The organism is Oscillibacter acetigenes, assembly GCF_025567605.1.
In the GTDB taxonomy this organism is placed as follows: Bacteria; Bacillota; Clostridia; order Oscillospirales; family Oscillospiraceae; genus Oscillibacter; species Oscillibacter welbionis.
This window is the reverse complement of sequence record NZ_JAOQKG010000001.1, coordinates 162,686-176,547: the sequence shown is the minus strand read 5'-3', so window position 1 is coordinate 176,547 and position 13,862 is coordinate 162,686. Positions and strand designations below refer to the sequence as shown.

13 protein-coding genes and 1 other annotated feature are annotated in these 13,862 nt (G+C 62.7%); of the genes, 12 read left to right on the top strand and 1 reads right to left on the bottom strand.

Annotated features, from left to right (window positions below; translation table 11 throughout):
- Positions 1-11: 11 nt before the first annotated feature.
- Entirely contained in the window at positions 12-989 is a 978-nt protein-coding gene (locus OCV80_RS00880; RefSeq protein WP_119311611.1) for a hypothetical protein, read from the bottom strand.
- A gap of 182 nt (positions 990-1,171) precedes the next feature.
- On the opposite strand from OCV80_RS00880, the gene OCV80_RS00875 reads away from it, so the two are divergent.
- The 12 genes from OCV80_RS00875 (at position 1,172) to OCV80_RS00820 (ending at position 13,838) form a co-directional block, all read left to right on the top strand.
- Positions 1,172-1,558, top strand: a complete 387-nt coding sequence (locus tag OCV80_RS00875) for a GntR family transcriptional regulator (protein WP_025544972.1) — start codon at positions 1,172-1,174, stop codon at positions 1,556-1,558.
- Positions 1,555-2,409, top strand: coding sequence for an ABC transporter ATP-binding protein (locus tag OCV80_RS00870; protein WP_025544971.1), 855 nt, complete (start codon positions 1,555-1,557; stop codon positions 2,407-2,409). The genes OCV80_RS00875 and OCV80_RS00870 overlap by 4 nt, the downstream gene beginning before the upstream one ends.
- The gene (locus OCV80_RS00865; RefSeq protein ID WP_025544970.1) at positions 2,406-3,017 is read left to right on the top strand and encodes an ABC-2 transporter permease; all 612 of its coding nucleotides are present in this window, start codon (positions 2,406-2,408) and stop codon (positions 3,015-3,017) included. Before OCV80_RS00870 ends, OCV80_RS00865 begins: the two co-directional genes overlap by 4 nt.
- A gap of 109 nt (positions 3,018-3,126) precedes the next feature.
- Positions 3,127-3,354: a hypothetical protein gene (locus OCV80_RS00860; protein ID WP_136891022.1), complete on the top strand. Its 228-nt coding sequence runs from the start codon at positions 3,127-3,129 to the stop codon at positions 3,352-3,354.
- A gap of 501 nt (positions 3,355-3,855) precedes the next feature.
- A complete protein-coding gene (locus OCV80_RS00855; RefSeq protein WP_136891023.1) occupies positions 3,856-5,466 on the top strand; it encodes a CTP synthase in 1,611 nt (536 codons plus the stop codon).
- A 172-nt stretch (positions 5,467-5,638) separates the two neighbouring features.
- Positions 5,639-6,712: a M24 family metallopeptidase gene (locus OCV80_RS00850; RefSeq protein WP_136891024.1), complete on the top strand. Its 1,074-nt coding sequence runs from the start codon at positions 5,639-5,641 to the stop codon at positions 6,710-6,712.
- Between the two features lie 35 nt (positions 6,713-6,747).
- Positions 6,748-7,041, top strand: coding sequence for a TipAS antibiotic-recognition domain-containing protein (locus OCV80_RS00845; protein ID WP_136891025.1), 294 nt, complete (start codon positions 6,748-6,750; stop codon positions 7,039-7,041).
- Positions 7,042-7,220: 179 nt separating this feature from the next.
- Positions 7,221-8,834 (top strand): putative manganese-dependent inorganic diphosphatase, encoded by a 1,614-nt coding sequence (locus tag OCV80_RS00840; RefSeq protein WP_021748184.1) that lies wholly within the window; start codon positions 7,221-7,223, stop codon positions 8,832-8,834.
- A 404-nt stretch (positions 8,835-9,238) separates the two neighbouring features.
- Positions 9,239-10,246 (top strand): ABC transporter substrate-binding protein, encoded by a 1,008-nt coding sequence (locus OCV80_RS00835; protein ID WP_021748186.1) that lies wholly within the window; start codon positions 9,239-9,241, stop codon positions 10,244-10,246.
- Between the two features lie 290 nt (positions 10,247-10,536).
- The gene (locus tag OCV80_RS00830) at positions 10,537-11,478 is read left to right on the top strand and encodes an ABC transporter permease (RefSeq protein WP_021748188.1); all 942 of its coding nucleotides are present in this window, start codon (positions 10,537-10,539) and stop codon (positions 11,476-11,478) included.
- Entirely contained in the window at positions 11,471-12,265 is a 795-nt protein-coding gene (locus OCV80_RS00825; RefSeq protein WP_119311617.1) for an ABC transporter ATP-binding protein, read from the top strand. Before OCV80_RS00830 ends, OCV80_RS00825 begins: the two co-directional genes overlap by 8 nt.
- 162 nt (positions 12,266-12,427) lie before the next feature.
- Positions 12,428-12,676, top strand: a binding site (T-box leader).
- Between the two features lie 157 nt (positions 12,677-12,833).
- Positions 12,834-13,838 (top strand): ABC transporter substrate-binding protein, encoded by a 1,005-nt coding sequence (locus OCV80_RS00820; RefSeq protein ID WP_021748191.1) that lies wholly within the window; start codon positions 12,834-12,836, stop codon positions 13,836-13,838.
- The last annotated feature ends 24 nt before the right edge of the window (positions 13,839-13,862 follow it).

Below are 13,862 nucleotides of genomic sequence, written 5' to 3'. Positions count from 1 at the left end.
CTCCTTCCCTGCTATAAGTCAAAAGTCTTGTCCAGCCCCCGGGGGGCCACATCCCGCTGCTGTTCCAGCAGCAGGGCCAGGGCCTCGGAGACCCCGCTCTCCCTCGCCAGGGCGCAGGCGGCGGACAGGGCCTCCCGGTCCGGCTCCGCCGTCCTCAGCAGAAACGCCAGCCCCGGCATGTCCCGCTCTCCCACCAGCCAGACTGCCGCCTCTCCGGCGTGGGCCCGGAGGTAGGACAGGTACTGCCCCTCCGCCCGGGGCGTCAGCTCCACCGGGTAGCGCAGCCGCCAGAAGGCCAGCCGCACCGCGCAGTCCTCATCGTGCTCCATGCCCAGAAAACCGCTCCACAGCTCGTCATACGTCCGCAGGTCCAGCCGCTTCCGGCGGAAGGAGTGGTGATAGGGATATCCGGCGCCGAAGATGTTGTAATCAAAGTGATGGGCCGGGCAGTTCTCCTCATAAACCTCCCGGTACTCCGGAAAGAGCAAACGGAACACGGTGCCGTCCGTCTCCTCCACGGTGACATCCAGCTCCCAGGGCAGTTCGTCGGCAAACCAGGCCAGGGTGTCCCCCTGCTCCCCCACCCGGGTCAGATGGAAGGCTGCCAGCCGTCGGCAGTTCATCAGCACCCCGCCGCCCCACTGACCGATGCCGTCGTGAAGCCGCAGGGTCCGCAGGCCGCCGCAGTTCATCAGGGCGTAATCCCCCACCCGCTCCAGGGACCGGGGCAGGGTCAGGTCCTCCAGGTCCCGGTTGCTCCAGGTCCCCGGGTCCGTCCCGGTGCCGCAGGTCACCAGCAGGTCCTCCCCCTCCGCGGAAGCGGCGGTGGGCGAGAGGGCGTGGTCCCCCAGGGCCGTCACCGGCAGGCCGTATAACGTCTCCGGCAGGCGGGCCCGGGCGTCGCAGGTGGCCGCCCGCAGGATGGTAATCCCCGCCGCCTCCCGGCGAATGGTTAGCTTCCAGTTTCCGCTGCCGGGGATGGTCTCCACGGCGCTCACCTCCTTTTCTCCGGACAAGCCGTCAGTCTCAGCTTTAGTAGTGTATCACATTTTCTGTTGAGAGCCTAGCCCCAAGGACCACAAAAATTTTTGCGGGATCCAGCATTTCCCTCTTGACAATCCGTGCATACTGTATATACTGTAAATGTACAGTACGAACAGGAGTGACTTCCATGGAACTCATCATCCGCAATACCACCAACCAACCCATCTACGATCAGATCTACTCCCAGATCAAAGCCCAGATCATTGCCGGGAAGCTCTCCCCCGGAGAGGCGCTGCCCTCCATCCGGGCCCTGGCCAAGGACCTGCGGATCTCCGTCATCACCACCAAGCGGGCCTACGACGAGCTGGAGGCCGACGGCTTCCTCTACACCGTGGCCGGCAAGGGCTGCTTTGTGGCGGAAAAGAATCTGGACCTGATCCGGGAGCAGAAGCTGAAGGAGCTGGAGGACCACCTGGACGCCGCCGTGGAGCTGGCCGCCCAGTGCGGCGTCTCGGCACTGGAGCTGATGGAAATGCTCCGCATCCTGCTGAAAGAGGAGGAACCTCACGTATGAACGCCATTGAATTGAGCCATGTGACGAAACACTTTCCCGGCTTTACCTTACAGGACCTGTCCCTCACCGTGCCCAGCGGCACCATCTGCGGTCTGGTGGGAGAGAATGGCGCCGGCAAGTCCACCACCATCCGCCTGCTGATGGGGGCCCTGCGGCCGGACAGCGGCACCTGCACCGTCCTGGGGGCGGATTCCGCCGCGCCGGAGTTTCTCTCCCTGAAAGAGGACATCGGCGTGGTGCTGGACGAGGCCTATTTCCCAGAGAGCCTGAACGCCCTTCAGGTGGGAGGCGTCATGGCCAAGACCTACCGCCGTTGGGACGGAAAACAGTACCAGAATTACCTCACCCGCTTCGGCCTGCCGGAGAAAAAGCCCTTCAAGGACTTCTCCCGTGGCATGAAGATGAAGCTGGCCATCGCCGTGGCCCTGAGCCACAGCCCCAGGCTGCTGGTGCTGGACGAGGCCACTGCCGGCCTGGACCCCATCGTCCGGGACGAGGTGCTGGAGATCTTCAACGAGTTCACCCGGGAGGAGGACCACTCCATCCTGATCTCCTCCCACATTTTGAGCGACCTGGAGAAGCTGTGCGACTATATCGCCTTCCTCCACCAGGGGCGGCTGCTGTTCTGCGACGAGAAGGATCGGCTGCTGGAGGAGTATGGCATCTTCGTGGGCACGGCAGATCAAGTGAACAGCCTTCAGGACGGGGCCGTGGTAGCCCGGGAGAACAGCAGCTTCGGCGGCGTCCGGTGCCTGGTGAAGCGGGCGCTGGTGCCTGCGGGCTGGGCGCTGGAGCGGCCCACAGTGGAGGATATCGTCCTGTTTTTGGTGAAAGGAGCGAAGGAGCAATGAGTGCCCTGCTTTTGAAAGACTACTACGTGATCTTCCGGCAGATGAAGATCTTCCTGCTGTTAATTCTGGTGTTCTCCTGCATCCCCGGCACGTTTTACAGCACCTTTGCCGTGGTGTATGCCTCTATGCTGCCCTACACCGCCCTGGCCTATGACGAGCGGAGCCGCTGGGACCAGATGGCTGCCATGATGCCGTATTCCGCCCGGGACGTGGTGCTGAGCAAGTATCTCTTCGGCTGGATCGCCGTGGCCGTCTCGGCGGCGGCCACCTTTGTCCTTCAGACCATCCTGTCGGTCATCTGGCTCAGCGATGTGGAGGGTCCCTCCATCCCCGTCATCCTGCTGTCCGTGTGCGTGGCCGTGTGCATCCTGGACATCACCCTGCCCATGATGTTCCGGTTCGGCGTAGAAAAGGGGCGGCTGGCGATGTTCCTCATCATCTTTCTGGTGTGTGCCAGCGCCGGAGGCATCGCCACCATTGAGCAGTCCTCCCTGGACGGCGGCTTCTATCTGTCCCTCTCCCTGGTTCCCGCCGCCATCGCCGCCGTGGTGCTGACCGTGGTGTCCATCCCTCTCGCCATCCGGTTTTACGGCCGCCGGAGCCGGTGAGCGGTATGGAGGATACACCGAAAACGCTCTGCCCGGCGCCGGCCCCGGCGGACCTGGCCGCGTTGCTGGCCCTGTGCGGGGCGGCCCTCCTGAATCGAAAGGAGCCGAAATGAAGAATTCGCACACCTGTCCCAAGTGCGGCAGCAGAGACATCGTCCGAATCCCCGACCACCCCAGCCGCTACGCTAGCGGCAGCAACATTTACACCACCCGGTACACCCTGCTGGGCAAGGTCCCGGTGATCCGCTACGTCAGCTGCGGCTGCGGGTATGTGGAGAATTGGGTGGAGTCCCCCATGGAGCTGGTCCAGATCCACCAGACCTACGGGGCTCCATGACTCTTCCAAAGGCCGGGCGCGGAGTTTCCGCGCCCGGCCTTTGCCGAAATCCACAGAAAACCAGTTGGAATCGCCCTGCGGATTCTGCCGGTTTTGCCATCTGACGGCCGTTGACATTTTCCCAAGCCGGTGCTACACTGAAACAGTATTTTTTGGAAACGCTTTGGGCAGCGGTTTGCGGCGGATGCCGCAACGCGACAACCGAACAGACACACCGCGGACCGCGGCCGAACGTCCCGAAAGAGACTGGGACTTTCAGCCGCAAAATCGGTCCGGCGGTGTTTTTTGTTATGCTTTTGCATAACAAAAAACGAAAATGCGCCATTTCCCCGCCCCTTTGGGGCAACCGGAAATGATGCGCAAAACTTCATGCGCAGCGGCATTTGCCTGTATTCGTGGTGCACTGTACCGCGCATGAAGTTTGTTTTTTGTTTGTCGGCCCGGGGCGTACAATTCGGTTTCCTGCTAAAACTGTTTGCGTGGAAAGGCAAGGTGAGCGGCATGTCAACGAAATTCGTATTCGTTACCGGCGGCGTGGTCTCCGGCTTGGGCAAGGGGATCTGCGCGGCCTCCCTGGGGCGGCTTCTGAAGCAGCGGGGCGTCCGGGTGCGGAACCAGAAGTTCGACCCCTATATCAATGTGGACCCGGGGACTATGAGTCCCTATCAGCACGGCGAGGTGTTCGTCACCGAGGACGGAGCCGAGACGGACCTGGACCTGGGCCACTACGAGCGGTTCGTGGACGAGGACCTCACCGGCAACAGCTCCGTGTCCTCCGGCAAGATCTACTGGTCCGTGCTGAACCGGGAGCGCCGGGGCGACTACCTGGGCGCCACGGTGCAGATCATCCCCCACATCACCGACGAGATCAAGCGCCGCATCTACGCCATGGCGGAAGAGGACGTGGACGTGGTCATCACGGAGATCGGCGGCACCGTGGGCGACATTGAGTCCCAGCCCTTCCTGGAGGCTATCCGGCAGGTGGCGGCGGAGCGGCCCCAGGGGGATGTGGTGTTCATCCACGTGCCCCTCATCGTCCAGATCCCCGGCAGCGGCGAGCTGAAGAGCAAGCCCACCCAGCACTCCGTGAAGGAGCTTTTGTCCCTGGGCATCCAGCCGGATATTCTGGTATGCCGGTGCGACGTGCCCATCACAGAGGACATCCGCCGGAAGATTGCCCTGTTCTGCAATGTCCAGCCGGACTGCGTCATCCAGAACGCCACGGCGGAGACGCTGTATGAGGTGCCCCTGCTGATGGCCAAGGAGGGTCTGGACGAGGTGGTGTGCCGGAAGCTGGGCCTCATCACTCACCAGCCGGATCTGCGGGAGTGGAGCGCCATGGTGAAGCGGGAGAAGAACGCCCGCAAGCGGGTGTCCATCGCCCTGGTGGGCAAGTACACCCAGCTCCACGACGCCTACCTCTCCGTGGTGGAGTCCCTGAACCATGCGGGCACCGCCAACGACGCGGTAGTAGACATCCGGTGGGTGGACTCTGAGACCCTGACGGAGGCCAGTGCGGCGGAGCGGCTGGCGGGCTGCAGCGGCATCCTGGTGCCCGGCGGCTTCGGCGACCGGGGCATCGAGGGCATGATCGCGGCCGTGCGGTACGCCCGGGAACACTGCATTCCCTACTTCGGCATCTGCCTGGGGATGCAGATGGCGGTGATCGAGTTCGCCCGCCACGTGCTGGGCTGGGCAGACGCCAGCTCCTCCGAATTTTCCTCCACCGCCCACCCGGTCATCGACCTGATGCCGGACCAGGTGAATGTCACCGCCAAGGGCGGCACCATGCGGCTGGGCCGCTACCCCTGCGTGCTGGCAGAGGGCTCCCGCAGCCGGGAGCTGTATGGCGCGGCAGAGATCTCCGAGCGCCACCGCCACCGCTACGAGTTCAACAACGATTTCCGGGCGGAGATGCAGGTGGGCGGTATGCGGCTGGCGGGCCTGTCCCCGGACGGCCGCCTGGTAGAAATCATCGAGCTGCCGGACCACCCCTGGTTCGTGGGTGCCCAGTTTCACCCGGAGTTCAAGAGCCGTCCCGACCGGCCGCATCCGCTGTTCTATGGGTTTATCAAAGCCTCTGTGGAGAAAATGGAAGCTGACACTCAATAAGTCCCGGGCGGGACGGCTATCTGCCATGTGGGCGGTTGCCCCGCAAGGGGCGAGCCCGCCAGCATCTCTCGCGGACTGCCGCTGCGGCCGTCCGTCCCGACCGGCCGCATCCGCTGTTCTACGGATTTGTAAAGGCCTCTGTGAAGAAAATAGAGGCTCAGGAGGTAACACGATGAATCATTTTGCTAAAATCGCCGCCCAGCTGGAATCCCGTGACCTGGACGGTATGCTGCTGACCCATGAGGCCAACCGTTTTTACGCCTCCGGCTTCCACTCCGCCGGAACCGACGGCATGGCCCTGGTCACCCGAGAGAAGTTCTATTACTTCACCGACTCCCGGTACACAGAGGCCGCCCGGCGGCATGTGCAGGATGCGGAGGTCCAGGAGGCAGGCCACGGCCGGGGCTATTCCGCCCTGCTGATGGAGGCCGTCCAGCGCCACAGCATCCAGCGCCTGGGGTTTGAGGACGCCTATATGACCGTCCGGGAGCACGACGCCTATGCCCGGGCTCTGCCCTGTGAGCTGGTGCCCGCGGCGGACCTGCTGGCAGAACTGCGGGCGGTAAAGGACCCGGAGGAGCTGGAGATCATGATTGCCGCCCAGCGGATTGCGGAGAAGGCCCTGACGGATATCCTGAACGAGATCCGGCCCGGCGTCACGGAGAAGGAGATCGCCGCCCGGCTCCAGTATCTCATGCTCCACTACGGGGCGGAGGACAAGTCCTTCGATCCCATCGTGGTGTCCGGCCCCAACGGAAGCCTGCCCCACGGGGTACCCTCGGAAAAGGTCATCCAGGCCGGGGAGTTCGTCACCATGGACTTCGGCTGCATCTATCACGGCTACTGCTCCGACATGACCCGTACCGTGGCGGTGGGATCCGTGACGGATGAGATGCGCCAGGTCTACGACACGGTGCTGCAGGCCCAACTGGCGGGTATCGCAGCCGCCCGGGCCGGGGCCACTGGAAAGGCCGTGGACGGCGCCGCCCGGGACATCATCCGGCAGGCGGGCTACGGTCCCTGTTTCGGCCACAGCTTCGGCCACAGCGTGGGAGTGGAGATCCACGAGGGGCCCAACGCCACTCCCTCCAACGACAAGCCCCTGCCCGCCGGGGCGGTGATCTCTGCCGAGCCGGGCATCTACCTGCCCGGGAAGCTGGGTGTGCGGATTGAGGACGTGCTGTACCTCACACCGGAGGGCTGTCAAAACCTCACTCTGGCCCCCAAGGAGCTGGTCATTCTCTGACCCCGATTCAATCCCACGCAAGGAGGAAAAATCCCATGGCAAGCTATATCGGCGCGTCCGCCGAGCAGGAGGACGCCGACCCCATTCTCATGGCCTTTGCCGCTGAGGCGACCAAGGGCGACCCCGCCAGTCCGGAGGCCCGGGAGCTGGTGCTCCGCTGGCAGGCCCATCTGGTGAAGTTCAGCCGCAGCTGCGACGAGGAGAAGCTCCGCCGCCTGGCGGACCTGTACAGCTGGGACAACCGCTTTGCAGAGGTTCTGGACAGCTACGGCCCCGGCACAGCCCACTTCATGGGCGAGGCCATCGAGGCCTATTTGGAAACCCTGTGAACGCCGTCGCGCACCGGCGCAAAACCGCCTCCGCCCCCGCTGGCGGAGGCAGTTTTTGCCCTTCCGGCCCCCGGTTTTCCGGCCTGCGGGCTGTTGACAAACCTGCGCCGGAGACGCATAATAAAGCTATCAACACGCCAAAAATTGGATGCCCCGCATCCACTTGAGAGGGAGTATTCATGGACACCATCTATATCACCGGACACCGGAACCCGGACACGGACTCCATCGTCTCCGCCATGGCCTACGCGGCGCTGAAGAACGCCCTTGGCCAGCGGCAGTACGAGGCCGCCCGCCTGGGCCAGATCAGTGACGAGACCCAGACCGTGCTGGATCGCTTCGGCTTCCAGCCCCCCAAGCTGCTGAACAACGTGCGTACCCAGGTCCGGGACCTGGATTACGACACGCCCGCCACCCTGTCCGCCGCTGCCACCATCAGCCGGGCCTGGCGGACCATGCAGAAGGACAAGATCTCCGCCATCCCCGTGGCCAATGAGGACGGGACCCTGTTCGGAATGCTCTCCGCCGGGGATGTGGCCAACTATGACATGTCCTCCGTCCGCAACCCTAAGGTGGGCGAGATCCCGGTGTACAACCTGCTGTCCGTGCTGGAGGGCAAAATTCTCAACCAGGGCGGCGAGATGCGGGACGTGATCTCCGGTGAGGTCACCATCGCCCTGCCCGCCAGCCGGGAGAACCTGGTGTTCTCCGACCCGGGCAGCATCGTGGTCTGCGGCGACCAGCCAGACATGATCCGCCGTGCGCTGGAGATCGGCGTCAGCTGCATCATCGTCTGTCAGGCGGAGGTGGACCCGGAGCTGCTGGCCATGCAGACGGACACCTGCATCATCTCCACCGCCTATGACGCCTACCGGGCAGTGCGGCTCATCTACCATGCCATGCCCATCAGCAGCATCTGCAAGAACAAGGATCTGGTGTGCTTCCACCTGGACGACTATATCGACGACGTGCAGAACACCGTGCTGGAAAGCCGCTTCCGGGCCTATCCCATTCTGGATGAGGAGGAGCGGGTGGTGGGCACCCTGTCCCGCTACCATCTGCTGCGGCCCCGCCGCAAGCAGGTGATCCTGATGGACCACAACGAGAAGGCCCAGTCCGTACCGGGCCTGGACCAGGCGGAGATTCTGGAGATCATCGACCACCACCGGCTGGCGGACATCCAGACCAAGAATCCCATCACTGTCCGGAACGAGCCCGTGGGCAGCACCACCACCATCGTGGCGGGGATGTATCAGGACAAGGGCCTGATGCCCACCGCCAAGATGGCGGGATTGATGGCCGCGGCCATCGTCTCTGATACGGTCATGTTCAAGTCTCCCACCTGCACCCAGCGGGACATCGACGTGGCCAACCGCATGGCCCGGATCGCCAACATCTCCCTCCAGGCGCTGGGACAGGTGATCTTCTCCGCCTCCGGCGGCGGTGCGAAGTCTGCAGAGGAGATCTTCCGCACAGACTACAAGGAGTTCCACATCGCAGGCCACAACCTGGCGGTGAGCCAGGTCACCTGCATGGACTCCGACCAGCTGCTCCAGCGCAAGGGAGAGTTTTTGCAGCTCATGAGCTCCCTGCAGAAGAAGCAGGGCTTCGACATGGTAATCCTGATGATTACCGATGTACTGCTGGAGGGCACCCAGCTGCTGTTCGTGGGCGACAGGGACAGCATCCGCCAGGCCTTCAATGTGGAGGATGCGGAGGACGTGGTGTTCCTGCCCAAGGTCATGTCCCGGAAAAAGCAGGTCATTCCCATGCTCTCCGCCCTGTGGGGCTGAGGAGCGCGTGGCCCCGCCGCCCGGCGCTTTCTGCTGAGGAAGCTGCCGGGCGGCTCTGTTTTTTGGGAAATCTCCTGCCTCTGAAACATTTTCCAGAGATTTTGTATAAATTCACCATTGACTTTGCCTGTTTAAAGCAGTATGGTGTAAAAGTACAAAGGCCGGTCGGCAGAAGGGAGCTCTTCCATGGTTTTGTTTGCAGCAGCGTTCCGCACTGTGGCGGGGTTCTCTCGATTTTATGGCTGCCAGGTCCGCTATGCGGGCCGATATTGTCATAGGCAGAGCAGCCAGTGAAGGTCCGGCGGCCGGTGGATCTCACCCCGTATGGAAGGCGGCTCTGCTCTTCGGACAGAGCCGCTTTTTGTAATTTCCCCGCGATCAATCTTGAAAAGGAGATCTCTGCGATGAAAAAGAAGTTTCTTGCCCTTGCGCTGACCGCCGTCATGGCTCTGAGCCTGGCTGCCTGCGGCGGCGACACCCAGTCCACAGATACCGATGCCGATACCAGCGGCGACGAGTCCGCCTCCGGCAGCCAGACCTACACCGTGGGTATTATCCAGCAGGTCCAGCACGAGGCCCTGGACGCCGCCACCCAGGGCTTTCAGGACGCCCTGACGGAACTGCTGGGCGACAGTGTCACCATCGACCCCCAGAACGCCTCCGGCGATACCGCCAACTGCACCACCATTGCCAACAACTTTGTCTCCCAGGGCGTGGACCTGATCATGGCCAACGGCACCACCGCTCTCCAGGCCGCTGCCACCGGCACCAGCACCATTCCCATTCTGGGCACCTCCATCACCGAGTACGGCGTGGCTCTGGGCATTGACGGCTTTACCGGCACCACTGGCTACAACGTCTCCGGCACCTCCGATCTGGCGCCCCTGGACCAGCAGGCTGAGATGCTGCACACCTGGTTCCCCGACGCCCAGACTGTGGGCCTGCTGTACTGCTCCGCCGAGCCCAACAGCCAGTATCAGGTGGACACCGTCCAAGGCTACCTGGAGGATCTGGGCTATACCTGCACCCAATACTCCTTCTCCGACTCCAACGACCTGTCCGCTGTGGCCTCCTCAGCCTGCACGGCCAGCGATGTCCTGTACGTTCCCACCGACAACACCGCTGCCAACAACGCCGAACTGATCGGCAACATCTCCCTGGACACCGGCACTCCCATCATCGCCGGTGAGGAGGGCATCTGCAAGGGCTGCGGCGTGGCCACGCTGACCATCAGCTACTATGACATCGGCTACAAAACCGGTGAGATGGCCTATGATATCCTGGTGAACGGCGCCGATCCCGCCACCATGCCCATCGAGTACGCCCCCCAGTTCACCCCCAAGTACAACCCCACCATGTGCGAGGCTCTGGGCCTGACCCCGCCCGACGGCTATGAGGCCATCGCCGAATAAGGACGAATGGACGGAGAACCGATAAAGAGCCGGCGGATGTTTTCAAATTCTTGTCTGCAAAACTTCCGCCTTCACCGGCGGGGAGCCCTCTCCGGGGCTCTCCGCCGCCCGGTCTCCGTCCTATGGGCGGCGTCTGCGGTATGCCACCCTTCCGCCCCGTCATCCAAATCTTATCAACACACTTTCAGCGGAAAAGGGGCTTCCCCTTTCCGCTGAACTTTGCTAGAATAGAGCAGCAAATTGCCTCCGGAAACAGCCGGGGGATTTTGGAGGGATTTCACTTGAACATCATGCATCTGGTCAACGCCCTGCCGGGTGTGGCCGCCCAGGGACTGATCTGGGGCATCATGGCCATCGGCGTCTACATCACGTTCCGGATCCTGGACGTGGCCGACCTGACGGTGGACGGCACCATGGCTACCGGCGGCGCCGCCTTCATCATGCTGACCATGGCGGGGGCGCCGGTGCCGCTGGCGATGCTGGGGGCGTTTCTGGCGGGTGTGCTGGCGGGACTGGTCACCGGCCTGTTCCACACCGCCTGCGGCATTCCGGCAATCCTCGCCGGTATCCTCACCCAGCTGGCCCTGTACTCCGTCAACCTGCGGATCATGGGACAGGCCAACCGGCCCGTCAGCTCCCGACAGTATGACCTGCTGGTGGACCAGCAGAGCGTCCGCTCCCTGAGCCTGGACAACCCCATCCTGGTGGTAGCCATTTTTGTGGCGGCGGTCATTGCCCTGCTGTACTGGTTCTTCGGCACGGAGCTGGGTGCCTCCCTGCGGGCTACTGGTTCCAACCCCAATATGTCCCGGGCCCAGGGCATCAACACCAACTTCACCAAGGTGCTGGGCCTGATGCTGTCCAACGGACTGGTGGCCCTGTCCTCCGCCCTGCTGGCCCAGTACCAGGGTTTCGCGGACGTGAACATGGGCCGGGGCGCCATCGTCATCGGCCTTGCCGCCGTCATCATCGGCGAGGTGATCTTCGGCAAAGTGTTCCGCAACTTTGCGCTGAAGATGCTGGCTGTGGCCATCGGCGCCATTTTGTACTACCTGGTGTACCAGGTGGTCATCTGGCTGGGCCTGAACACCGATGACATGAAGCTCATCACCGCCCTGATCGTGGCGGCCTTTCTGGCCATCCCCTACTGGAAGGGGAAATACGCCCACGTCAAGGTGCCCGCCGGGAGCGCCAATGCCGGAGCAAAAACAGGAGGGGATCAGGATGCTTGAGATCAAGGAGATCTGGAAGACGTTCAACGCCGGGACGGTCAATGAAAAGCAGGCCCTCCGGGGCGTCAGCCTGACGCTGAAGGACGGTGACTTCTGCACGGTCATCGGCGGCAATGGCGCCGGCAAGTCCACCATGCTCAATGCGGTGGCCGGCACCTTTTCTGTGGACAGCGGCGCCATCGTCATCGACGGGGTGGACGTGACCCGCCTGCCGGAGCACAAGCGGGCCAAATTCATCGGTCGGGTGTTTCAGGACCCTATGATGGGCACCGCCCCCACCATGCAGATCGAGGAAAATCTGGCGCTGGCGGCCCGCCGGGGCCAGCCCCGCGGCCTGGGCTGGGGCATCACCAAGACGGAGCGGGCGGACTACCGGGAGCTGCTGCGGGACCTGGGGCTGGGTCTGGAGGACCGTCTGACCAGCAAGGTGGGGCTCCTCTCCGGCGGCCAGCGCCAGGCGCTGACGCTTCTGATGGCCTCTTTGAAGCGGCCCAAGCTTTTGCTGCTGGACGAGCACACTGCCGCCCTGGACCCCAAGACCGCCGCCAAGGTTCTGGCTCTCTCCGACCGGATCGTGGAGGAAAACGGCCTCACCACCATGATGGTCACTCACAACATGAAGGACGCCATCGTCCACGGCAACCGGCTCATCATGATGTACGACGGCCGTATTGTCATCGACGTGTCCGGCGAGGAGAAGAAGAAGCTCACCGTTCCCGACCTGCTGGCCCTGTTCAGCAAAGTCAGCGGCTCTGACGAAGCCGACGACAAGCTGCTGCTTTCCTGAGCCGCGGAAAACCCGATTCAAACTGCATGTTACTCCCCGGCAGGGCCATCCTGCCGGGGTAGTTCTTGCCCCGGATTTTATCTCTTTAAAGCAGCAAAAAAGATTTGTGCAAAATCACGGTTGACATTTCCGCCGCCGCTTCGTATAATGCAAAGCAATCAAGCAAAACCGATGAGCAAGAGGAGTACCTGGTCAGGTCACCTTTCAGAGAGCCGTGGATGGTGGGATCACGGCAGAGAACTTTCCAGCGAATGGACTTGCGAGGGCAGCGCAAACGGCAAAATGCTCAGTAGCGTCTGACGGGGCCCGCACCCGTTATCCGGGCGGCGCGTATGAATGTACGTGGAACGAGCGGGCGCTTTGCGTCAACTTGGGTGGTACCGCAGGATGGTTTCAAGTCTTGTCCCAAATATGGGGCAGGGCTTTTTTTGATTCCCCTGATCGGTCCGGGAAAGGAGTATGGAGATATGAAACACAATACCAGACGATGGCGCGGCCTGTGCTGCAATATCAATTCCCTGAACGGACCCCTTTCAAATATTCTGTATCAAAGATTGGAGAATCTATTATGATGAATCTGCTGAAGAAGCTGGCCGCCTGCGGCCTGTCCCTGACCATGATCCTGTCCCTGGCCGCCTGCGGCGGCACCGATGACACCTCCTCCGGCGAAAGCGGCGGTGAGCCCGTCAAGTATCTGATCGGCATCAGCCAGTACGGCCAGCACGGCTCCCTGGACAACTGCCGGGAGGGTTTCCTCCAGGGCCTGGAGCAGGCCGGTCTGGTGGAGGGCACGGACTTTGAGGTGGACTACCAGAACGCCAACTTCGACGACAACCAGGCTACCCAAATCGGCCAGATGTTTTCCGCCGAGGACGCGGACCTGATGGTGGGCATCGCCACCAACTCCGCCATCGCCTGCTTCAATGCCGCGGAGGACAAGGACATCCCCGTGATCTTCACCGCCATCACCGACCCGGTGGGCGCCCACCTGGACGCGGGCAACATCACCGGCACTTCCGATGCCCTGCCGGTGGAGGGCCAGCTCCAGCTGATCCGGGCCCTGCAGCCGGATGCCGACACCATCGGCATCGTCTACACCACCAGCGAGGCCAACTCCGTCTACTCCATCAGCGTCTATGAGGAGCTGGCAACGGACTACGGCTTCACCATTGACGCGGTGGGCGTCACCTCCCAGGCAGAGGTCACCCAGGCGGTGGATACCTTGCTGTCCCATGGGGTGGACTGCCTGTCCAACCTGACGGACAACAATGTGGTGGGCGTGCTGGGCGCCATTCTGGAGAAGACGGACGAGGCGGGTATCCCTGTCTACGGTTCCGAGGTGGAGCAGGTAAAGCTGGGCTGCGTGGGCGGCGCGGGCCTGGACTACATCCAGCTGGGCATCCAGACCGGCCTGATGGCCGCCAAAGTCCTCACCGGCGAGGCCGCCTGTGAAGACCTGCCCTACGAGACCATCGAAAACTATGGCCTGTATATCAACTCCGACGCGGCGGCCGAGCTGGGCATCACCATTCCCGACGACATCGCCCAGGAGGCCCAGGAGTGCGCGGAATAACATCTGTAACATCCATTACCAAGG